The organism is Aeromonas sobria (assembly GCF_050266975.1).
Lineage (GTDB): Bacteria > Pseudomonadota > Gammaproteobacteria > Enterobacterales > Aeromonadaceae > Aeromonas > Aeromonas sobria_B.
Genome location: NZ_JBKISU010000008.1, coordinates 113,598 through 134,292 on the forward strand (window position 1 = coordinate 113,598; position 20,695 = coordinate 134,292).

At 63.7% G+C, this 20,695-nt stretch carries 19 protein-coding genes and 3 pseudogenes; 1 reads left to right on the forward strand and 21 read right to left on the reverse strand.

The features are described 5' to 3' along the window. Nucleotides 1-52 precede the first annotated feature (52 nt). The 16 genes and pseudogenes from lipB to leuS all read right to left on the reverse strand — a co-directional run. A pseudogene (gene lipB, locus ACLHZ1_RS06635) lies at nt 53-712 on the reverse strand (lipoyl(octanoyl) transferase LipB); the annotation flags it as partial. A gap of 65 nt (nt 713-777) precedes the next feature. Beyond that, nucleotides 778-1,041 carry a DUF493 family protein YbeD gene (gene ybeD / locus ACLHZ1_RS06640; protein WP_427261448.1) on the reverse strand — a complete coding sequence of 88 codons (264 nt, stop codon included), beginning with the start codon at nt 1,039-1,041 and terminating at the stop codon, nt 778-780. 265 nt (nt 1,042-1,306) lie between these two features. Next, nucleotides 1,307-2,509 carry a serine hydrolase gene (locus tag ACLHZ1_RS06645; RefSeq protein WP_427261449.1) on the reverse strand — a complete coding sequence of 401 codons (1,203 nt, stop codon included), beginning with the start codon at nt 2,507-2,509 and terminating at the stop codon, nt 1,307-1,309. 183 nt (nt 2,510-2,692) lie between these two features. Continuing rightward, nucleotides 2,693-3,625: a septal ring lytic transglycosylase RlpA family protein gene (locus ACLHZ1_RS06650; protein ID WP_427261450.1), complete on the reverse strand. Its 933-nt coding sequence runs from the start codon at nt 3,623-3,625 to the stop codon at nt 2,693-2,695. Then, complete coding sequence (gene mltB, locus ACLHZ1_RS06655) at nt 3,564-4,568, reverse strand: lytic murein transglycosylase B (protein ID WP_427261471.1); 1,005 nt, start codon at nt 4,566-4,568, stop codon at nt 3,564-3,566. The genes ACLHZ1_RS06650 and mltB overlap by 62 nt, the downstream gene beginning before the upstream one ends. Before the next feature lie 2 nt (nt 4,569-4,570). Further along, a pseudogene (locus ACLHZ1_RS06660) lies at nt 4,571-4,692 on the reverse strand (FtsW/RodA/SpoVE family cell cycle protein); the annotation flags it as partial. 12 nt (nt 4,693-4,704) lie between these two features. Further along, nucleotides 4,705-5,808 (reverse strand): rod shape-determining protein RodA, encoded by a 1,104-nt coding sequence (gene rodA / locus ACLHZ1_RS06665; protein WP_041992913.1) that lies wholly within the window; start codon nt 5,806-5,808, stop codon nt 4,705-4,707. Beyond that, complete coding sequence (gene mrdA, locus ACLHZ1_RS06670; RefSeq protein ID WP_427261451.1) at nt 5,801-7,708, reverse strand: penicillin-binding protein 2; 1,908 nt, start codon at nt 7,706-7,708, stop codon at nt 5,801-5,803. The genes rodA and mrdA overlap by 8 nt, the downstream gene beginning before the upstream one ends. Before the next feature lie 41 nt (nt 7,709-7,749). Continuing rightward, nucleotides 7,750-8,217 (reverse strand): 23S rRNA (pseudouridine(1915)-N(3))-methyltransferase RlmH, encoded by a 468-nt coding sequence (gene rlmH / locus ACLHZ1_RS06675; protein ID WP_427261452.1) that lies wholly within the window; start codon nt 8,215-8,217, stop codon nt 7,750-7,752. A gap of 6 nt (nt 8,218-8,223) precedes the next feature. Then, nucleotides 8,224-8,559, reverse strand: coding sequence for a ribosome silencing factor (rsfS, locus tag ACLHZ1_RS06680; RefSeq protein WP_041992921.1), 336 nt, complete (start codon nt 8,557-8,559; stop codon nt 8,224-8,226). 57 nt (nt 8,560-8,616) lie between these two features. After that, on the reverse strand, nt 8,617-9,315 hold the full coding sequence (gene nadD / locus ACLHZ1_RS06685; protein ID WP_427261472.1) for a nicotinate-nucleotide adenylyltransferase: 699 nt from the start codon (nt 9,313-9,315) through the stop codon (nt 8,617-8,619). Between the two features lie 251 nt (nt 9,316-9,566). After that, entirely contained in the window at nt 9,567-10,601 is a 1,035-nt protein-coding gene (gene holA / locus ACLHZ1_RS06690) for a DNA polymerase III subunit delta (RefSeq protein ID WP_427261453.1), read from the reverse strand. Between the two features lie 35 nt (nt 10,602-10,636). Then, a pseudogene (locus tag ACLHZ1_RS06695) lies at nt 10,637-10,744 on the reverse strand (DNA polymerase III subunit delta); the annotation flags it as partial. After that, nucleotides 10,744-10,887, reverse strand: a complete 144-nt coding sequence (locus ACLHZ1_RS06700) for a DNA polymerase III subunit delta (RefSeq protein ID WP_427261454.1) — start codon at nt 10,885-10,887, stop codon at nt 10,744-10,746. The gene ACLHZ1_RS06700 and the pseudogene ACLHZ1_RS06695, both read right to left, overlap by 1 nt. Before the next feature lie 13 nt (nt 10,888-10,900). After that, a complete protein-coding gene (gene lptE, locus ACLHZ1_RS06705) occupies nt 10,901-11,383 on the reverse strand; it encodes an LPS assembly lipoprotein LptE (protein WP_427261455.1) in 483 nt (160 codons plus the stop codon). Nucleotides 11,384-11,504: 121 nt separating this feature from the next. Further along, nucleotides 11,505-14,081: a leucine--tRNA ligase gene (leuS, locus tag ACLHZ1_RS06710; RefSeq protein ID WP_427261456.1), complete on the reverse strand. Its 2,577-nt coding sequence runs from the start codon at nt 14,079-14,081 to the stop codon at nt 11,505-11,507. 147 nt (nt 14,082-14,228) lie between these two features. Here leuS and ACLHZ1_RS06715 point away from each other — a divergent pair, with 147 nt between their 5' ends. Beyond that, nucleotides 14,229-14,711 (forward strand): zinc ribbon-containing protein, encoded by a 483-nt coding sequence (locus ACLHZ1_RS06715; protein WP_408792768.1) that lies wholly within the window; start codon nt 14,229-14,231, stop codon nt 14,709-14,711. A 228-nt stretch (nt 14,712-14,939) separates the two neighbouring features. On the opposite strand, the gene lnt is transcribed toward ACLHZ1_RS06715, so the two are convergent. From lnt to miaB, 5 genes are all read right to left on the reverse strand, one after another. Next, entirely contained in the window at nt 14,940-16,469 is a 1,530-nt protein-coding gene (gene lnt / locus ACLHZ1_RS06720; RefSeq protein ID WP_427261457.1) for an apolipoprotein N-acyltransferase, read from the reverse strand. 163 nt (nt 16,470-16,632) lie between these two features. Then, nucleotides 16,633-17,517, reverse strand: a complete 885-nt coding sequence (gene corC / locus ACLHZ1_RS06725; RefSeq protein ID WP_408792762.1) for a CNNM family magnesium/cobalt transport protein CorC — start codon at nt 17,515-17,517, stop codon at nt 16,633-16,635. Nucleotides 17,518-17,618: 101 nt separating this feature from the next. Then, nucleotides 17,619-18,083, reverse strand: coding sequence for an rRNA maturation RNase YbeY (gene ybeY / locus ACLHZ1_RS06730; RefSeq protein WP_408792759.1), 465 nt, complete (start codon nt 18,081-18,083; stop codon nt 17,619-17,621). Further along, nucleotides 18,080-19,117, reverse strand: coding sequence for a PhoH family protein (locus ACLHZ1_RS06735; protein WP_427261458.1), 1,038 nt, complete (start codon nt 19,115-19,117; stop codon nt 18,080-18,082). The genes ybeY and ACLHZ1_RS06735 overlap by 4 nt, the downstream gene beginning before the upstream one ends. A gap of 51 nt (nt 19,118-19,168) precedes the next feature. Next, nucleotides 19,169-20,602, reverse strand: a complete 1,434-nt coding sequence (gene miaB, locus ACLHZ1_RS06740; protein ID WP_392443993.1) for a tRNA (N6-isopentenyl adenosine(37)-C2)-methylthiotransferase MiaB — start codon at nt 20,600-20,602, stop codon at nt 19,169-19,171. Between the last annotated feature and the right edge of the window lie 93 nt (nt 20,603-20,695).

A 20,695-nucleotide genomic window follows, 5' to 3' on the forward strand; every position in this document is an offset into this window, starting at 1 on the left:
TGTCCGCAGAGGGCATCTTGAGATTCGCATCGCGCCATGGCATGGCGGCTTGCTCGATATGGGTGATGGTCTGGTAACCGATGAGGCTGGCCAGCTCGGCCATCAGGGGCCGGGCCGCCTCGGGGACGCTCAAGGGGCCCCCCAGGGCACTGGTCTGGGTCATGGCCATGCCCGCATAGCCGCAGGGATTGATGCGCAGGAAGGGGCTCATGTCCATGTTGACGTTGAGGGCCAGCCCATGGAAGGAGCAGCCACGGCGAATGCGCAGGCCCAGGGAGGCGATCTTGGCTTCGATGCCGAGCGCGTTTCGCACGTAGACGCCGGGGGCGTCCGCCTTGGCATAGGCCTGGATGTCGCTCCTGGCGAGCACCTGGATGATGGCGGTTTCCAGGCAGGTGACCAGCTCGCGCACCGACAGCTTGCTGCGGCGCACGTCCACCAGCACATAGAGCACCAGCTGGCCGGGGCCGTGATAGGTCACCTGACCGCCGCGATCGCTTTGCACCACAGGGATGTCGCCGGGGGCGAGCAGGTGCTCGGCCTTGCCCGCCTGGCCCTGGGTGTAGACGGGATCGTGCTCCACCAGCCAGAACTCGTCCGGGGTCTCCTCGTCGCGGGCGTCGGTAAACGCCTTCATGGCGTCCCACACCGCCTGATAGGGGCGGCGACCCAGGTCTCTTGTCAGCAGATGGCGTTGTGCTGGGGTGGACATGGTTTCCTCATGGGCTGGGCGGACAAACAGGCCGTCGCCCCTTGGACGGGGCGACGCGGGTGTGATCACAGAACGTAGCGAACCAGGGATATATTGCCGAGGGCGGTATACATGGTTTCGATATGTTCCTTGCTCTGGGCGGTGACCGTCACTCGTACCGAGTGGTAGTTGCCCTTTGAGCTGGGTTGTACCGTGGGGCTGTAGGTGCCGGGGGCGTGCTGCTGCAACACCTCGACCACCAGATCCGGCAGGGCGGGATCGGCCACACCCAGTACCTTGAAGGGGAACTTGCAGGGGAACTCCAGCAGTTCATCAAACTTGGTATTCATTGACTCACCTTTTCGTCATCGGGGATGACTCTCTCATGTGGCTCGTTGCCATTGGCCCAAAGGGCCGCCAGTACAAGTCTATATGGGCATGGCCCACACCGGGATCAAGACCCGGTATCGTGCGACAAGACGTGGAAGTGCTGCTTTTTACCACAAATCCCGGGTCGGCGGAACCTGCAGATTGCAGGGTTATTCGCTGCCAGGCTCCATCAAGACGGCAACGGCGCCCGATGGCGCCGTTGCTTGACAAGATTTTACCCTGAGATCACTTGAACCAGCTGGTGACCAGCAGCACCACATAGTCCCACAGACGGCTCATCAGGCCACCCTCTTGCACCTCTTCCAGGGCAACCAGGGGAACCTGTTTGATCTCCTTGTCCCCCTGCTTGAGGAAGACGGTGCCGACACGCTGCCCCTTGGCCAGCGGTGCCTTCAGCTCGCTGTCGAGCTGGAAGTCCGCCTTGAGGTTGCTGGCCTGGCCACGGGTCACCAGCACGGAGACATCCTGATCCACCCCGAGTTTCACCTCGGGCTTGTCACCCATCCAGATCTTCTGGCTCACCAGTTCGGTGCCCGCCTTGTAGGGGGTGGCGCTCTGGAAGAAGCGGAAGCCGTAGGTGAGCAGCTTCTTGCTCTCGGCGGCGCGGGAAGCCTCGCTGTTGGCACCGAACACCACGGCGATCAGACGCATGCCTTCGTTGTTGGTGGCGGAGGAGACCAGGTTGTAGCCGACCTGGCTGACGTGGCCGGTCTTGATGCCATCCACTTGCAGGGATTGATCCCACAGCAGGCGGTTGCGGTTGTGCTGGGTGATGCCGTTGAAGACGAAGGACTTCTGGGCGTAGATCTTGTACTCCTCCGGCAGGTCGCGGATCAGGGCCTGGCCCAGGCGCGCCATGTCGTGGGCGGTACTATAGTGACCCTCGGCATCCAGGCCATGGGGGTTCATGAAGTGGCTGTCATTCATGCCCAGCTTGGCGGCCCAGGTGTTCATCAGACTGGCGAAGGAGTCGGTGCTGCCCGCCAGGAATTCGGCCATGGCGACGCAGGCGTCGTTGCCGGACTGGATGATGATGCCCTTGTTGAGATCATCGACCGAGACCTGCTTGCCCACCTCGATGAACATCTTGGAGGAATCGGAGTAGTTCTTGGACCAGGCGTTCTGGCTGATGGTCACCATGTCGGTGCGCTTGATGTTCCCCTTGGCCAGCTCCTGGCCGATGATGTAGGAGGTCATCATCTTGGTCAGACTGGCGGGGGGCAGCCGCTCCTCGGCGTTCTCCTCGGCCAGCACCTGGCCGCTGGCGTAGTCGATCAGAATATGGGCCTTGGCCGAGATGGTCGGCGCGGCGGGGACGACGACCGGCATGCTGTTGGGGGTGGGCAGCGGATCCGGCGTCGGAGTATTGGCCTGGGCGGTCGCGCTGATCAGGGCGGCGAGGATGACTGAATGGGCAAATTTGGACATCGTGAAAATTCCTGCGAGCCTGGTTGGGGGTGACCCCTGGTAAATGAAAATGCGGGGCTCACTATACCAGAAGCGGGCTCTGGTCATAGCCCGGCATGGCGATCGATGGGTATTTTTTAACACTCACCGACAGGTGGCGCGTCGTAATCAGGCGCGCCACCGGCCGTGGTGAAAAGCAGGGGCTCAGGGGAGGAAGAAGGCTTGCTCGAAACCTTCACTGCGCACCTGTTGCAGCAGCGCCCCCTGCTTTGCCGCCGGGATGGGGCCGAGCAGCACCCGGTAGATCTGACCGACGGCCTGGATCTGATGGGGCACGCCGTACTGGCTGCCGAGCTGCGCGGCCAGGGCCTGGGCCCGCTCCCTGGATCCGCTGGCGAGCACCTGCATCCGTTTGCCGCCGCCAGCCTGGGAGGAGGCTGCCGGTGCCGGGGGCGTCTCGGCCCGGGTGGCGGGAGCGGCGGCGACTGTGGCCGCGGCCAGGGGGGCCGCCTTGGCGGGGGCGGCAGGGGCTGTCTCCTGGCCGGGGCGGGTGTCCGTCATGGGGATATCCGTCACCCGTTCAATCTGCTGATCCGGGGTGTCGGTGATGAGATCCAGCCTGACCCGCGCCTCTCCCTGCTCGACCATGCCAAGCTGATGGGCCGCGGCATGGGAGAGATCGATGAGCCGGGATGGGGTGAAGGGCCCCCTATCGTTGACCCGCACTATGGTCTCACGGCCGTTGTCGAGGTTGGTGACCCGCACATAGCTCGGCAGCGGCAGGTTGCGATGGGCGCCCGTGAACAGGGTGCTGTCCATGGTGTCGCCGTTGGCGGTCTTGTTGCCATCGAGCCCCTTGTCGAGCCAGCTGGCGCTGCCTTCCTCGCTGTAGTGCCTGATGTCGCGCCACACCTGGTACTTCTGCTTGCCAATCCAGTAGTCCCGGTTGCCGCTCGCGCTCAGGGGTTCGGGACGGGGAATGGCCCCCGTGGCCTGGGGAAACTCGATGACGGGGGCCTTCTCCACTTCCACCGGTACGGGGAGAGGAGCGGGCGCCGGGGTATCCGGCTGGCTGCTACAGGCGGCCAGCAACAAGGCCAGGCTGAGGGGGAGGAGTCTGTTGTGCTGCATAGGCATCCTGGATGGCTTGACTGAGTTGGTATACCGCCATGCCGTACAAGGGGCTGCGGTTGTAGCGATTGATCACGTAAAAGTTGTGGCGGGCGACCCAGTAGCGGGGGCCGTCGACCTCCTCGAGGGCCAGCAGCCGCACCAGGGTATGGTCCGCGGGGGGGTTGGCCAGACGCAGCCCGGCCTCGGACAGGGTCTGCCAGCGAAGGCCGGGTTCGGGGGCCTGGCCAATCAGGGCCTCGGCCACCGGCGCCGTGGCCTCGGCCGGCTCGACCACGGGTTCGTGCCAGCGCCAGCCATGCTCGGCGAAGTAGTTGGCCACGCTGCCGATGGCGTCGGCCCGGCTGGCAAACAAGTCTCGCCTGCCGTCGCCGTCGAAATCCACGGCGTAGTGGCGATAGCTGGAGGGCATGAACTGGCCCATGCCCATGGCGCCGGCGTAGGAGCCCTTGAGCCCGGTAAGGGGCAGCTGCTCCTCCTTGGCGAGCAGCACCAGCTGGGCAAACTCCTTGGCAAAGAAATCGCTGCGCTCCGGGTAGTGAAAGCCCAGGGTGTAGAGGCTGCCGAGCACGTCGTGGCGTCCCATCTGCTTGCCGTAGGCGGTCTCCACCCCCAGGATGGCGGTGATGAGGGCGGCGGGCACCCGATAGGTCTGCTCCGCCCGGGTCAGCAGTGCGCTGTTTTCCTGCCAGAAGCGCACCCCGGCCTCAATGCGTTGCGCCGTGACGAACAGGGGCCGGTACTGGTGCCAGGGCTTGGCCTCCCAGGGGCGGCGCATCAGGGCCAGCACCTCGGGATTGAGCCGGGCCGCCCGGACGGCAGCCTCCAGCTCGGCCAGGGGCACGCCGTGGCGCTCGGCGAGATGGGCCAGGGCCTGCTCATCGGGCCCGGTGGCGGCCCCTGCGACCGGCAGCCAAACCGCCAGCAGCAGGGCGGGAGCGAGGCGCATCATCAGGCCAGTAGCCTTCTGTGGGTCTGAATGGACATCAGGATGCCAAAGCCCGCCATCAGGGTCACCATGGAGGTGCCGTCGTAGCTCACCAGGGGCAGGGGCCTCCCACCACCGGCAGAATATATCCACCTCATCAGGCCAGCAGCCTTCTGTGGGTCTGAATGGACATCAGGATGCCAAAGCCCGCCATCAGGGTCACCATGGAGGTGCCGCCGTAGCTCACCAGGGGCAGGGGTACCCCCACCACCGGGAGTATGCCGCTCACCATGCCCATGTTGACGAACACATAGACGAAGAAGGTGAGGGTCAGGGCGCCGCCGAGCAGGCGCTCGAAGCTGCTCTGGGCCTGCATCGAGATGTAGAGGCAGCGGCTGATGATGTAGAGGTAGAGGGCGAGCAGCAGGGCCACACCCACCAGGCCGAACTCCTCGCTGAACACGGCGAAGATGAAGTCGGTGTGGCGCTCTGGCAAAAACTCCAGCTGGGACTGGGTCCCCTGCAGCCAGCCCTTGCCGAACACGCCGCCTGAGCCGATCGCTATCTTGGACTGGATGATGTGGTAGCCACGGCCGAGCGGATCCTTCTCCGGATCGATCAGCATCAGCACCCGCTGGCGCTGATAGTCGTGCATCAGGAAGAACCAGAGCAGGGGCAGGAAGGCGGCGAGCAGCATCACCGCCAGGCCGATCAGCCACCAGCTGATCCCCGCCAGGAAGATGACGAAGAAGCCGGAGGCCGCCACCAGGATGGAGGTGCCGAGATCGGGCTGGGCCGCGATCAGCAGGGTGGGCAGCAGCACCATGACGAGGGCGATCACCACATGGCTGAGCTTGGGGGGCAGGGAGTGCCGGCTGAGCCAGGTGGCCACCATGATGGGCATGGAGACCTTCATCACCTCGGAGGGCTGGAACTTCATAAAGCCTAGGTCTAACCAACGTTGCGCCCCCTTGCCGATGTGGCCGAACACGTCCACCGCGATCAGCATCAAGACCACCACCACGAACACGGGAATGGCCCAGCGGGCATAGAGGGTCGGGGGCAGCTGGGCCAGAGCCAGCATCAGCACGAAGGCTAGGCCGCCGCGCACCAGCTGGCGCACGATGGATTCCAGATCCTGGCCCGAGGCGGAGTAGAGCACCACCATGGAGAGGGCCATCAGGCAGAGCAGACCGATGAGCAGGGGCAGGTCGATGTGCAGCCGGTACCAGATGCTTTGCTGGCGGGCAGAGTTACTCATGGTGGGTTACCTCTGTCGGGGTGACGGGAGCCGGGGGCAGCTGGGGCTCCGGCGGCAGCAGATAGGCATCCAGCATATGGCGGGCGACGGGGGCGGCCATGGCGCTGCCGCCACCTGCGTTCTCCAGCACCAGGGCCACCACGGCCTTGGGGGCGTCGAACGGCGCGAAGGCGACGAACAGGGCGTTGTCCCTGTGCTCCACCTTGGTGGTGGCCGCGTTGTAGACCTGATTCTCCTTGAGACCGACCACCTGGGCCGTGCCCGACTTGCCCGCCGCCACATAGGGGGTGTTGGCGAAGGCGCGCCGCCCCGTGCCCTCGTGGCCGTTGATGACGCGCCACATGCCATCCCGTCCCACCTGCCAGTAGCTGTCGTGCTTGACCTTGAGCGCCACGTTCGGGTTGATGGGCGCAGGCACGGTGCCGTCGAGGGAGACGGTGCTCTTGAGCAGGTGGGGCGTCACGTCATGGCCATTCTGGGTGAGAATGCTGATGGCCTTGGCGAGCTGGATCGGGGTGGAGCTCCAGTAGCCCTGGCCGATGCCGACCGAGATGGTGTCCCCCTGGTACCAGGGTTGGCGCCAGCGGGCCATCTTCCAGTCCCGGGAGGGCATGACCCCCTTGGTCTCTTCATACAAGTCGACCCCGCTGTAGCGGCCAAAGCCGAACTGGGTCATGTATTCGTGGATCTTGTCGATGCCGACCCGGTAGGCGAGATCGTAGAAATAGGTATCCGCCGACACTTCGATGGCGCGATAGACATCGAGCCAGCCATGGCCCCAGCGCCGCCAGTCCCGGAACTTCTTGGTGGTGCCCGGGATCGAGAAGCTGGGCCCGCCGAAGTAGCGGTACTGGGGGGTGATGGCCCCCTCGTTGAGCCCCATCACGGAGAGCAGGGGCTTGACGGTGGAGGCGGGGGCGTAGATGCCCTGGGTGGTGCGGTTCACCAGCGGGCGGGCCGGATCGTTGAGCAGGCCGGAATAGTTGGCGGTGGAGATGCCGGTCACGAACAGGTTGGGGTCGTAGCTCGGGCTCGACTCCATGGCCAGGATGGCGCCCGTCTTGGGATCCATCATGACGATGGCGCCCCGGCGACCGTCCAGCAGCTGCTGCGCCTTCAGTTGCAGGCGGATGTCGATGTTGAGGTAGATGTCCTTGCCGGGCTGGGGCGGCTGGAACTTGAGGGTGCGCACCACCCGGCCACGGTTGTTGACCTCGACCTCCTGGTAGCCGGCCACGCCGTGCAGCTCATCCTCGTAGAACTTCTCCACCCCCTGCTTGCCGATGTCCTTGGTGGCGGCATAGTTGGCGAGCTTCTCCTCCTTGTCCAGGCGCTCCACGTCCCGGGTGTTGATCTTGGCCACATAGCCCAGGGCATGGGTGAGGGTGTCGCCAAACGGGTAATAGCGCTTGAGGTAGGCCTCAATGCTGGCCCCAGGGTAGTTGTGCTGGTCGACGGAGAAGAGCGCCACCTGTTTCTCGGTCAGCTTCTCGTAGAGGGAGACCGGCTTGAAGCGGCGCTGGCGCTTGACCTCGGCCAGGAACTTCTCCTTGGTCCCCTCCGGCAGGCCCAGCAGGGCGATCAGACCGTCGGCCATCTTGTCGATGTCCCCCGCCTCTTCCGGCACGATCTCCAGGCTGTAGACCGGACGGTTTTCCGCCAGCAGCACCCCGTTGGCGTCATAGATGAGGCCCCGGGGAGGGGCGACAGGCACGACCCGGATCCGGTTGTCGTTGGATCGGGTCTGATAGGTGTCGAACGATTCAACCTGCAGATAGTAGAGGTTGCCGAGCAGCACCAGCATCAGGGCAAGCATGCCCAGATAGGCGACCAGGGTGCGACGAAAGAAGAGGTTGCCCTCTGCGCTGTGATCGCGCATCTCGATGCGCTGTTTCAGCATGGGGAGGCCTCAGGGGTCGGGGCGAGCGAAGGCATAAGGCGCTATTCCCTGTGATAGGGGTGGTTGGTGGTGATGCTCCAGGCCCGGTAGAGACTCTCGGCCACCAGCACCCGCACCAGGGGGTGGGGCAGGGTGAGGGGCGAGAGGGACCAGCTCTGTTCGGCGGCGGCCTTGCACTCGGGAGACAGGCCCTCAGGCCCGCCCACCAGCAGGGCCACGTCGCGGCCATCCAGCTTCCAGGCCTCCAGCTGGCCAGCCAGCTGCTCCGTGGTCCAGGGCTTGCCCGGGATATCCAGGGTCACGATGCGCGAGCGACCGGCGGCCGCCAGCATGGCTTCCCCTTCCTTTTGCAGGATGCGGGGGATATCGGCGTTTTTACCGCGTTTTCCGGCGCCTATCTCCACCAGTTCGAACGGCATGTCTTTGGGAAAGCGGCGACGGTACTCCTGGAAGCCGTGCTCGACCCAGGTGGGCATCTTGGTGCCCACGGCAATCAACTGAATCTTCATGGGGGATCAGGCTTGCACCGGAGCATTGCCCCAGAGTTTTTCCAGTTGATAGAAGTCGCGAAACTCGTCTTGCATCACATGCACGATGACGGAGCCCAGATCCACCAGCACCCACTCGCCGGTCTGCTGCCCTTCGACGCTGAGCAGGTCGAGCTTGGCATGACGGGCCTCGCTCGCCAGGTTGTGGGCGATGGCGCAGACGTGGCGGCTGGAGTTGCCGGAGCAGATGATCAGGGTGTCCGTGATGCTGGATTGACCGCGCACATCCAGGGTGACGATGTCGCGGCCCTTCATGTCATCGATCTTGTCGATGATGAAAGCGTGCAGTTCTTGGCCTTGCAATAGTGTTTCTCCTCTGGATCCGCCGCGGCTCGCGCAGGCGTGGGGCGGCGGATTATATCATGGGTGGCCTGGTTTCCCACCCGGCTGGGCGGGGGAAGCCTGGGGGTCGTCCGCCACAGCGCGGTAGAGCCCCTCTTGATCAATATAGTGCGCGACACAGGCTGGCAACAGGTAGCGGGTATCCTGGCCCCGGGCCAGCAGATCCCGCAGCCGGGTCGCCGAGAGCGCGATGGGCAGGTTGTCCGCCAGCCAGATGTGGCCGCTCACCTTGCGGTGCAGATCTTCGGCCCGGCGGGTGCCGTGGCGCGCCAGCAGCTCGGCTATGTCGGCCGGGTAGTCCGGCTGCCAGCCCGGGCGCAGGCTCACCACCAGGTGGGCGTAATCGAGCAGCTCCTGCCAGCGATGCCAGCTCGGCAGGCCGAGCAGGGAGTCCATGCCCATCAGGAAGCACAGAGGGGTATCGGGCAGCGCCTGCCTCAGCTCGATGAGGGTGTCTATGGTCCAGGAGGGTTTGTCCCGCTTCAATTCCCGCTCGTCCACCACGAAGCCCGGGTTCTCCGCCGCCGCCAGCCTGACCATGGCCAGGCGCTGCTCGCTCGAGCAGAGCGGGTTGGCGCGATGGGGGGGGATGTGGTTCGGGATCAGCCTGATCTCGGCCAGACCCAGGGCGTCGCGCGCCTCGATGGCGGGTCTCAGGTGACCGATGTGAATGGGATCGAAGGTTCCTCCGAGGATACCGATGGGCGGCTTCAGCATCATGCTCCTGCCCCTGTCAGATCAATATGACCGATATGGATAGGATCGAAGATTCCTCTCTGGATATCGATGGGCGGCTTCAGCACCATGCTTCTGCCCCTGTCAGATCAATATGACCGATATGGATAGGATCGAAGATTCCTCTCTGGATACCGATGGGCGGCTTCAGCATCATGCTCCTGCCCCTGTCAGATCAATATGACCTGTGTGGACAGGATCGAAGGTGCCGCCAAGGATGCCGATAGGGGCCTTCAGCATGATGCCACCTCCGGCAGGGGCAGGGGCGTACCGTCGCGAAACGCCAGCGCTATGGTCTGCAGCATCAGCCAGGCCTGCTCGGTGTCGAAGCGGCGTTGGGCGTCATCCAGTCGGGCCATCAGCTGCCACAGCTGCTGCAACTTGGCGAACGGCAAGCGGGTCAGGGCCTGCTGGATCAGCTGCTGGCGGCTCTGCCAGATGCGCAGCCGACTGAAGTGCTCCCCCAGGGGTTGACCACTGCGCATGGCCAGCGACAGCTCCGTGAGCTGCTCCAGCTCCCGGCACAGGGTCCAGGCCAGCATGCCGGGCTCGGTGCCCTCGGCCCGCAGCGCCAGCAGGATGCGCTGGGCCCGGTTCACCTTGCCCTCCAGCAGGGTATCGACGAGCTGGAAGGGGGTGAAGTGGGCGTGGCGTATGATGGTCTCTTGCAGATAGCCGACGCTGATGGGCTGGGGCGGCGAGAGCAGGGTCAGCTTCTCTATCTCCTGACTCGCCACCAGCAGGTTGCCCTCATAGGCATGGCACATGAAGTTGACCGCATCGGGCAGCGCCTTGAGGCCAAAACGCTGGAACCTGGCCCCCATCCAGCGCGGGAAGAAGCGCGGCTCGGGATGATTGACCGGCACATGGGTGCCAATCTGGTAGAGCTTGTCGAACCAGGCGCTCTTCATCTGGGTCTGGTTGAGGCGACCCCCCGAGAGCACCAGCAGCAGGTCGGGATGAAGCTGCTTGCCGATCTCTGTGATGCGGGCGGCCAAGTCCTTGTCAACCTTGGCCGGCAGCTCCAGCTCGATGAGCTGGCGCGTCGAGAACAGGCTCAGGGCCTGACAGGCGTCGTAGACCTGATTCCAGTCCAGACCCGGCTCGACCACGAAACTGTGGCGCTCATCGAAACCCAGCTTGCGCGAATGGAGACGGATGGCGTCGATGGCTTCCTGCTTGAGCAGCGGCTCGTCACCAAAGATGAGATAGCAGGGTCTGAGCCCTCCCTTGAGGTGGTCGGTGAGTTGTTCAGGGTAAATCCGCATCAGAGCATGGCCTGGTTGAGGGAGGAGAACGCAAGGTCGATGGCCTGCTCTTTCTCGAGCAGCGGCTCGTCACCAAAGACGAGATAGCAGGGCCTGAGCCCTCCCTTGAGGTGGTCGGTGAACTGCTCGGGATAGATCCGCATCAGCATTTTCCCTGGTTGAGGGAGGAGAACGCACGGTCGATGGCCTGCTCTTTCTCGAGCAGCGGCTCGTCGCCAAAGACGAGATAGCAGGGCCTGAGCCCTGCCTTGAGGTGGTTGACAAGCGGCGGGGGAGAGACGCCCATCAAGCGGCACCCATCAGAACTTGACCTGGCTCAGCTGACGGATGATGAGGCTGGCGGCCTGCTCCTGCATCTCCTTGCCCAGCTGCTCCTGCTCGCGGGAGGAGGCCAGGGCCGCATCCGGCTTGTTCAGGAAACTGCGGTTGAAGGTGATGGGGAAGATCTGGGTCGGCTGACCCGGCATGGAGACGGTGAAGCTGGTGCTGTAGCCGAGCACGTACTCCTTGTCCTGGCCAAGGGCGTCGACGGAGGCGACCTGGCTGCTGTTGCTGACCCCACCCAGGGTCAGCACAGGGATGCCCTCCTTGTCAGTCAGGTTCACCCCCGAGGCCTTGAGGCGGGTGGTGACTTGGCGATAGAGATCGCTCTTGGTGTCGCCGACCACCTTCATGGTCATCAGCTCGGGGGGGATGGCCTGGTCACGCAGCTGAAAACCGCAGGCCGAAAGCAACAGGGCGGTCACCAGAATGGTGACCCGGCGAATGAGGGGCGAACCCATGGCATGTCCTCTCTGATTCAAGAAGGAGGCGGCGCGCATCGGCGCCCCGCCTCCTTCGATTATATGAAGGTGCGCGGCCAGAGGCCGGGCACCAGGGTGGCGGGTATCAAACCGGCCCGGATCAGTTGGCAACGATGTTGAGCAATTTCCCCGGCACATAGATCACCTTGCGCACGGTCAGCCCGTCGGTGAACTTCTGCACCGAGGCATCGTTCATGGCCAGCTGCTCGACATCGGCCTGGCTAATGTCGGCCGGCACCGTCAGTTTGCCGCGCATCTTGCCGTTGATCTGCACCACCACCAGCTTCTCGGTCTCGACCATGGCCGCCTCGTCGGCCACAGGCCAACCGGTCACGTCAATGTCCCCTTCCTTGCCCAGCATCTTCCACAGCTCGAAGCCGATGTGCGGGGTGATGGGGTAGAGCATGACCACGACGGCTTCCAGCGCTTCCTGCATCAGGGCGCGATCCTGGGCGTCTGAGCCCAGCTTGGCCAGGTTGTTCATCAGCTCCATGATGGCGGCGATGGCGGTGTTGAAGGTCTGGCGGCGACCCACGTCATCGCTCACCTTGGCGATGGTCTTGTGCAGCTCGCGGCGCACCGCTTTCTGTTCGCCGGTCAGGGCGGCCAGATCCAGCGCCGGAACGGCGCCACCGGCAACGTGCTCGAAGGTGATGCGCCACAGGCGACGCAGGAAGCGCTGGGCGCCCTCTACGCCGGAGTCGGACCACTCCAGGGTCATGTCGGCCGGGGAGGCGAACATCATGAACAGGCGGACGGTGTCGGCGCCGTAACGCTCCACCATCAGCTGGGGATCGATGCCGTTGTTCTTGGACTTGGACATCTTGGTCATGCCGGAGTGGATCACCTCGCGGCCCTCAAGATCCACCGCCTTGGTGATGCGGCCCTTGTCGTCACGCTCCACCTTGACCTCGGTCGGGCTGACCCAGACGTTGCCGCCCTTCTCGTCCTTGTAGTAGAAGGCGTCGGCCAGCACCATGCCCTGGCAGAGCAGGCGCTTGAACGGCTCGTCGCTGTTCACCAGACCCGCGTCACGCAGCAGCTTGTGGAAGAAGCGGGCGTAGAGCAGGTGCATGCAGGCGTGCTCGATGCCGCCTATGTACTGATCCACCGGCAGCCAGTGGTTGGCGGCCGCCGGATCCAGCATGCCCTTATCGTAGTCCGGAGAGCAGTAGCGGGCGTAGTACCAGGAGGACTCCATAAAGGTGTCGAAGGTATCGGTCTCGCGGAACGCTTCCTGGCCGTTGTAGGTGGTCTTGGCCCACTCGGCATCGGCCTTGATGGGGCTCTGGATGCCGTCCATCACCACGTCTTCGGGCAGCAGCACCGGCAGCTGGTCTTCCGGGGTCGGCACCACGGAGCCGTCAGCCAGGGTCAGCATGGGAATGGGGGCACCCCAGTAACGCTGACGGGAGACGCCCCAGTCGCGCAGGCGGAAGTTGACGGTACGCTTGCCATGGCCGAGGCCTTCCAGCTTGTTGGCGATGGCGTCAAACGCCCCCTGGAAGTCGAGACCGTCGAACTCGCCGGAGTGGAACAGCACGCCCTTGTCGGTGTAAGCGGCGGTGCTCACGTCCACCTCGCCATCGGCCGGCTTGATCACCGCCTTGATCTCGAGGCCATATTTGGTGGCGAATTCGAAGTCACGCTGGTCGTGACCGGGGACGGCCATCACGGCGCCGGTGCCGTAGTTCATCAGCACGAAGTTGGCGACCCAGACCGGGACCTTGCGGCCATCCAGCGGGTGAATGGCATAGAGGCCGGTGGCCATGCCCTTCTTGTCCATGGTCGCCATGTCAGCCTCGGCCACCTTGGTGTGCTTGCACTCTTCGATGAAGGCAGCAAGCTCCGGATTGCTTTCGGCAGCCTGGGCGGCCAGCGGGTGACCGGCGGCGATGCCCACATAGGTCACGCCCATGAAGGTATCAGGACGGGTGGTGTAGACCTCCAGCTGCTCATCCTGCCCCTCGATATTGAAGCTGATGTTGACCCCTTCGGAGCGGCCAATCCAGTTGCGCTGCATGGTCTTGACCATCTCGGGCCAACCTTCCAGGTTGTCGATGTCATTGAGCAGCTCTTCGGCATAGTCGGTGATCTTGATGAACCACTGGGGGATCTCTTTTTGTTCCACCGGGGTGTCACAGCGCCAGCAGCAGTTGTCCACCACCTGCTCGTTGGCCAGCACCGTCATGTCGTTCGGGCACCAGTTGACCGAGGAGGTCTTCTTGTAGACCAGACCTTTCTCGTAGAGCTTGGTGAAGAACCACTGCTCCCAGCGGTAGTAATCCGGCTTGCAGGTGGCCAGCTCCCTGTCCCAGTCATAGCCCAGCCCCAGCATCTTGAGCTGCTTCTTCATGTATTCGATGTTTTCATAGGTCCAGGGAGCCGGCGCCGTCTTGTTCTTGACCGCGGCGTTCTCGGCGGGCAGACCGAACGCATCCCAGCCTATGGGTTGCAGCACGTTCTTGCCATTGAGCCGTTGATAACGGGAGATCACATCACCTATGGTGTAGTTACGCACGTGCCCCATGTGTAGACGACCAGACGGGTAGGGGAACATGGAGAGGCAGTAGAATTTCTCTTTATCTACTTTCTCCACTGCCTTGAAGGTTTTCTTGGCGTCCCAGTGCTGCTGCACTGCTGGTTCAATGGATTGGGGAACGTATTGCTCTTGCATTTGGTGACATCCGGATCTGTGAAATGGATAGATAAATCGGCTGGGAAATCGCAATAGAATACCCATATCCTGCGGCGGCAACAACCGTCAGCGTCCCGGGTCGCCCGAGGCAGAGCACCCATCCGTCATTGAGAGAGGAGTTACGCCATGGACAAGCGCCGAAAAGGTTATGAGGCCTTCATCGCCCAGCTCAGAAAGCAGTGGGAGGAGACGGAGGCCTTTCAGGAAGAGCGTCTCAACAAGATGATCGCCAAGGTGCAGGCCTATCTGGAGGCGGCCGGGGATCTGACCCAGGATGAGCTGGCCCTCATCGCCGAGTATGTGAAACGGGATCTGGGCAACTATGACGAGGGGCGGGCCGAGGCGCCCGAGTCCGCCTTTATGCTGGCGCTCAAAGACACCGTCTGGTCCTGGTTGGCGGATGTGACCGACCGCTCCCAGGTGGAGTGGCAGGAGCTGGCGGACGAGTTGGAGCACAAGGGGCTCTACCAGGCCGGCGACTGGGTGGGGCTGGGGGTCATGGTGTGCGACCAGTGCGGCTGGCGTCATACGGTATTGAGACCGGAGCAGCTGGGCACCTGCCCGGAGTGCGGCGCCAGCGAATACCACAGGGAGCCGCTCTCTCCCTGATGGCTTCCGTGCCGCGCTGCCATGGCCTGGTCAGCACGAGCGGCTGGCGTCATATGGTATTGAGACCTGAGCCGCTGGGGATTTGCTCGGAGTGCGGTGCCAGCGAATACCACAGGGAGCCGCTCTCTCCCTGATCCCGTCCCCATATCATCGACGGGTTGAATAGCAAGAGGCGCCCCATGGGGCGCCTCTTTTCATTGAGCGTCAGCCTTGGCCGAACCAAGCCGCTTACAGCTCGCGGGCCCAGGGGTGGGCGCGGGGACGCAGCACCAGCGCCAGCAGCAGCCCCAGGGCGCAGAAGCCGTAGAGCGGCCAGCTGCCAAAGCGCAGGTAGGGGGTCTGGCCGTGGGCCGGGCGCACCTCGGTGCGCAGCACCCCTGCCTCGAACTGGGGGATCTGACCCGTGATGCTGCCATCTATCTCCGTGGTGATGGTGATGCCGTTGTTGGTGGCGCGCAGCAGCGGGCGAGCCAGCTCCAGGGCGCGCATGCGAGCGATCTCCATGTGCTGCCAGGGACCTATGCTGCTGCCAAACCAGGCGTCATTGGAAACGGTCAGCAAGAAGTCGGTGTCCGGCTGGACGGTGCGGCGCAGCTCCTCGGGGAAGATGATCTCGTAGCAGATGGCGGCCGCCAGCTTGAACCCCTTGGCGATCAGGTTCGGCTGCACCGCCTCCCCCGGACTGAACGAGGACATGGGCAGATTGAAGAAGGGAGCGATGGGGCGCAGCCAATCTTCGAACGGCACATATTCGCCAATGGGCAGCAGATGATACTTGTTGAAGCGGTTCTCATGCTCATAGTGGTAGCTCTGCTTGCCGTCCGCATCCTGCACCCCCATGCCGAGCACCACGTTATAGAAACGCTGCTGCTTGGTGTCGTAGTTGATGATGCCGGCCAGCAGGGCGGTATCGTTCACCTTCATCGCCTTGTCCAGGCTCTCCAGATAGTTGCCCATCTCCTTCTCGAGTGCCGGAATGGCGGATTCCGGCCAGACGATGATGTCGGCATCCTGGTTGTCGCGGCTGAGATCCTGATAGGTGCGGATGGTGGGCACCAGGGCGTCCGGGTTCCATTTGACGGACTGGGCGATATTGCCCTGCACCAGCGCCACCTTGACCGGCTCGCCCCGGGTCACCCAGTTGAGCTGCATCAATCCATGGGCGCTGGCGACCAGGGCGACCGGCAGCAGCAGCCAGGCCGGTTTGCGGCTCTGCCACAGCAGCCAGAGGGCTGAGGCGGTGAGCAGCAGGGCCAGGGTGATGCCCTGCACCCCGAGGATGGGAGCGAAGCCCTTGAGGGGGCCGTCTATCTGGGTGTAGCCAAACCAGAGCCAGGGATAACCGGTCATCACCCAGCCCCGCAGCCAGTCGGCGATGAGCCAGAGCGCCGGGAAGGCGAGCAGCCAGCGGCTCCAGTGACGGGCGGTGAAGTAGCGGGCGAAGACCCAGCAGGCCAGGGTCGGGTAGAGGGAGAGGTAGGCCGCCAGCACAGCCAGCAGCAGGAAGGCGGCCGGCAGCGGTATGCCACCAAACTCCGTCATGCTGACGTGGATCCACCACTGACCCGGCAGGAAGAGGCCCATGGCATAGCCGAAGCCGCGCCAGGCGGCCTGGCGCGGGCTCGCCTTGTCCAGCAGGGCGTAGAGGCCGAGCAGGGAGGGGATCACCAGGGGCCAGTAGCCGAAGGGGGAGAAGGCCAGGACGGCGAGGGCACCACAGGCCAGTGCGCACAGGCTGGTCAGGAGTTTCGATTTCACGGGTGATGGGGCTCAAATTGGGCTGTAACGGGATTGGTGGATATCTTAACCCGTAATGGCGGGCAACGGCGAGTCCGGGGCGCCCCCCCCGCCTTATCTCCAGCCATCCAACGACAAGGCCCCGCATTGCGGGGCCTGATGTCGAGGGGGAGACGATGGCGGATCACTGGGTCTCGGACTGAGCCGCGACATGGTTCTCCGGGATCTTGACCTGCAACTGCTGCAGGCGGCGCCGGTCCGCGTGCATCACCTTGAACAGGTAGCCGCCCAGCTCGATCTCCTCGCCCTTTTTCGGCAGGTGGCTGAAGGCGTGCATCACCAGGCCGCCCACGGTATCCACCTCTTCATCGCTGAACTGGGTGCCGAAGAAGTCGTTGAAGTCCTCTATCTCGGTCAGGGCGCTGACCGAGAAGACCCGCTTGCTGATGCGGCGGATCTCGTCTGGCTCGTTGTCATCGTCATCGAACTCGTCATCTATCTCGCCGACGATGAGCTCCAGTATGTCTTCAATGGTCACCAGACCCGAGACGCCGCCAAACTCGTCCACCACTATGGCCATGTGGTAGCGCTCCTCGCGAAACTCCTTGAGCAGGCGGTCGACCCGTTTGCTCTCGGGCACGATCACGGTGGGGCGCAGGATGTTTTCGAGGGCGAGGGGCTCGCTGGCATGGTGGGAACCAAAACCGAACGGCAGCAGATCCTTGGCGAGCAGTATGCCCTCCACATGATCCTTGTCTTCGTTGATCACCGGGAAACGGGAGTGACCCGACTCTATGATGACCGGCAGGAGCTCATCCACGGACTGGGATTTCTCTATGGTCACCATCTGGGAGCGGGGGATCATGATGTCGCGTACACGCAGATCGGCGATCTCGAGCACACCCTCGATCATGTCCTTGGTGTCCTGATCGATGAGATCGCGCTCCTCGGCGTCGGCAATCACATCCACCAAATCGTTGCGGTCTTTTGGCTCGCCCTGGAAGAGTTGGCTGAGTTTGTCGAGCCAGGTTTTCTTCGGCGAGCCGGTACTAGGGTGATCGTCGGTCATTTTTTCTCTTGGTTACTCATCTAAACATACGGGGATAGTGTGTTTGCTACATGAGGATGACAGCGGCCTGTTTCAATGCCGTGACACGCCTCGGTCAGGGATCAGGCGTCATCGTCGAGATAGGGATCCGCAAAGCCGAGCTCGGCCATGATCTCGCGCTCGAGCCCCTCCATCTCCTCGGCCTCCTCATCCTCGATATGGTCATAACCTAGCAGATGCAGACTGCCATGCACAACCATGTGGGCCCAGTGGGCCTCGAGGGGCTTGTTCTGCTCGATGGCCTCCCGCTCCACCACCTGGCGGCAGATGACGAGATCGCCGAGCAGGGGCAGCTCCATGCCGGGCGGCGCCTCGAACGGGAAGGAGAGCACATTGGTGGGGCTGTCCTTGCCACGATAGCCGTGGTTGAGCTCGCGGCTCTCCGCCTCGTCCACCAGGCGTACCGTCACCTCGGCTTCCTGCTGAAAGCCGAGAATGGTGCCGTCGAGCCAGGCTTGCAGCCGGGCTTCGCTCGGCAGATAGCCCCCTGGCTCACAGGCCAGTTGCAGATCCAGGATCACGCTCATTTCGCGCCCTCCTTGCCGGCGGCAGAGTTCGACTGGGCGGCCTGCTCGGCGTCGAACGCCTCGTAGGCCTGGACGATGCGGGCCACCACGGGGTGGCGCACCACGTCCCTGGATTCGAAGAAGTTGAAGGAGAGGCCATCGACCCCCTGCAGCACCTCGATGGCGTGGCGCAGGCCGGAGCGCATGTTGCGCGGCAGATCCACCTGGGTGATGTCACCGGTCACCACCGCCTTGGAGTTGAAGCCGATGCGGGTCAGGAACATCTTCATCTGCTCCGTGGTGGTGTTCTGGGCCTCGTCGAGAATGATGAAGGCGTCGTTGAGGGTACGGCCGCGCATATAGGCCAGCGGCGCCACCTCGATGATGTTGCGCTCCATCAGCTTCTCCACCCGCTCGAAGCCCAGCATCTCGAACAGGGCGTCGTAGAGGGGGCGCAGGTAAGGATCCACCTTCTGGGAGAGATCCCCTGGCAGGAAGCCGAGCTTCTCACCGGCTTCCACCGCCGGGCGGGTCAGCAGGATGCGGCGTATCTCCTGGCGCTCCAGGGCATCGACCGCGGCGGCGACCGCCAGATAGGTCTTGCCGGTCCCGGCGGGGCCTATGCCGAAGCTGATGTCATGGCGCACTATGTTGCTGATGTACTGCGCCTGGTTCGGGCTGCGGGGCTTGATGAGACCTCGCTTGGTCTTGACCGTCACCGCCTTGCCGACCCCCTGGGCGGGGGCCTCGTCATCCTGCTCCAACACCCGGGACTCCTGCACCGCCAGGTGCACCATCTCGGGCTGGATGTCGCTCACCTTGCCCCCCTTGAGGGCCTGGGTCTCCACATAGAGATGCTTGAGGATGGCGGCGGCCGCATCCACCTGGGCCTGTTTGCCCAGCAGCTGGAAGTGGTTGTTGCGATAGTTGATCTCGACGCCGAGCCGGCGTTCGAGCTGCTTGAGGTTGTCGTCGAAGGGGCCGCACAGGCTGGCGAGCCGCAGGTTGTCCGCGGGCTCCAGATGCAGGTTCAGGGTCGAGATGTGTCGGGTCAAGGGATCCTCGTCTCATGAGCGAGATCGGCGGGGGGCCCGCCGATCCGGCGTTTAATGGGGGGTAAAACCGGCGACACCGAGGGCATCGGGCACGTTGTCCGGGCGACGGGCCAGGATCTCCCGGGGCGCGACGGCAACCCGCAAATCCATCTCGGCCTCACCGCGCAGCAGGGTGGCGCGCAACGAGTGGGGCAGCACCTCGGTGATCTCCACGTCGGCGAAGCCGCCGATGAGGGAGCGGGGCCCCACGAAGTTGACCACACGGTTGTTCTCGGTGCGACCGCGCAGCTGCATGGGATCCTGCTTGGAGGGGCCCTCCACCAGGATGCGCTGGCTGGTGCCCAGCATGGCGCGGCTGATCTGCATCGCCTGGTTGTTGATGACGTGCTGCAACCTGGCCAGGCGCGCCTTCTTCACCTCCATGTCGACATCGTCGGGCATGTCGGCGGCCGGGGTGCCGGGGCGCGGGCTGTAGATGAAGCTGAAGCTCATGTCGAAGTTCACCTCTTCGATGAGCTTCATGGTGGCCTCGAAGTCCTCGTCCGTCTCGTTCGGGAAGCCGACGATGAAGTCGGAACTGATGGTGATGTCGGGACGGGCGGCGCGCAGGCGGCGGATCTTGGACTTGTACTCCAGCGCCGTGTGGGGACGCTTCATCATGGTCAGGATGCGATCCGATCCGCTTTGCACCGGCAGATGCAGGAAGCTGACCACCTCTGGGGTGTCCTTGTAGACCTCGATGATGTCGTCGGTGAACTCGATGGGGTGGCTGGTGGTGTAGCGAATGCGGTCGATGCCGTCGATGGCGGCCACCAGGCGCAGCAGATCCGCGAAGGAGCAGATGCCGTCGTCATGGGTCGGGCCCCGGTAGGCGTTGACGTTCTGGCCGAGCAGGTTGACCTCGCGCACCCCCTGTTCGGCGAGCTGGGCGATCTCGTAGAGCACGTCGTCCAGGGGGCGGCTCACCTCCTCGCCACGGGTGTAGGGCACCACGCAGAAGGAGCAATATTTGGAGCAGCCTTCCATGATGGAGACGAAGGCGGTGGCCCCTTCGGCGCGGGGCTCCGGCAGGCTGTCGAACTTCTCTATCTCGGGGAAGGCGACGTCCACCTGGGCACCGCGTCCCTCCTGCACCTGCTTGATCATGGCGGGCAGGCGATGCAGGGTCTGGGGACCGAAGACGATGTCCACATAGGGGGCACGGCTGCGAATGCTCTCCCCCTCCTGGGAGGCGACGCAGCCCCCCACCCCGATGACCAGACCGGGTTTGTCAGCCTTGAGCTTCTTCCAGCGACCGAGCTGGTGGAACACCTTCTCCTGGGCCTTCTCGCGAATGGAACAGGTATTAAGCAGCAAGACATCTGCTTCTTCCGGCTCGTCGGTGAGTTGATAGCCGTTGCTGGCATCCAGGAGGTCGGCCATTTTGGACGAGTCGTACTCGTTCATCTGGCAGCCCCAGGTTTTAATATGAAGTTTCTTGCTCATTGCTACTCTTGACTGTTTTTGAAAGCGACATGGTCAAAGGACCGGGCATTTTACCCCGCAATCGGGATACTGCCTAGCTAATATCCAGCTGGC

Excerpts from the sequence above, each read along its gene's own strand:
- nadD (WP_427261472.1), bottom strand. The coding sequence starts at position 9,315 with ATGCTGAAGCCGCCCATCGGTATCCTCGGAGGAACCTTCGATCCCATT.
- ybeD (WP_427261448.1), bottom strand. The coding sequence starts at position 1,041 with ATGAATACCAAGTTTGATGAACTGCTGGAGTTCCCCTGCAAGTTCCCC.
- rodA (WP_041992913.1), bottom strand. The coding sequence starts at position 5,808 with ATGAGTAACTCTGCCCGCCAGCAAAGCATCTGGTACCGGCTGCACATC.
- leuS (WP_427261456.1), bottom strand. The coding sequence starts at position 14,081 with ATGCAAGAGCAATACGTTCCCCAATCCATTGAACCAGCAGTGCAGCAG.
- miaB (WP_392443993.1), bottom strand. The coding sequence starts at position 20,602 with ATGAGCAAGAAACTTCATATTAAAACCTGGGGCTGCCAGATGAACGAG.
- lptE (WP_427261455.1), bottom strand. The coding sequence starts at position 11,383 with ATGGGTTCGCCCCTCATTCGCCGGGTCACCATTCTGGTGACCGCCCTG.
- ACLHZ1_RS06650 (WP_427261450.1), bottom strand. The coding sequence starts at position 3,625 with ATGCCTATGCAGCACAACAGACTCCTCCCCCTCAGCCTGGCCTTGTTG.
- rlmH (WP_427261452.1), bottom strand. The coding sequence starts at position 8,217 with ATGAAGATTCAGTTGATTGCCGTGGGCACCAAGATGCCCACCTGGGTC.
- holA (WP_427261453.1), bottom strand. The coding sequence starts at position 10,601 with ATGCGGATTTACCCTGAACAACTCACCGACCACCTCAAGGGAGGGCTC.
- ybeY (WP_408792759.1), bottom strand. The coding sequence starts at position 18,083 with ATGAGCGTGATCCTGGATCTGCAACTGGCCTGTGAGCCAGGGGGCTAT.
- corC (WP_408792762.1), bottom strand. The coding sequence starts at position 17,517 with ATGACCGACGATCACCCTAGTACCGGCTCGCCGAAGAAAACCTGGCTC.
- mrdA (WP_427261451.1), bottom strand. The coding sequence starts at position 7,708 with ATGCTGAAACAGCGCATCGAGATGCGCGATCACAGCGCAGAGGGCAAC.
- ACLHZ1_RS06645 (WP_427261449.1), bottom strand. The coding sequence starts at position 2,509 with ATGTCCAAATTTGCCCATTCAGTCATCCTCGCCGCCCTGATCAGCGCG.
- ACLHZ1_RS06700 (WP_427261454.1), bottom strand. The coding sequence starts at position 10,887 with ATGGGCGTCTCTCCCCCGCCGCTTGTCAACCACCTCAAGGCAGGGCTC.
- mltB (WP_427261471.1), bottom strand. The coding sequence starts at position 4,568 with ATGCGCCTCGCTCCCGCCCTGCTGCTGGCGGTTTGGCTGCCGGTCGCA.
- ACLHZ1_RS06715 (WP_408792768.1), top strand. The coding sequence starts at position 14,229 with ATGGACAAGCGCCGAAAAGGTTATGAGGCCTTCATCGCCCAGCTCAGA.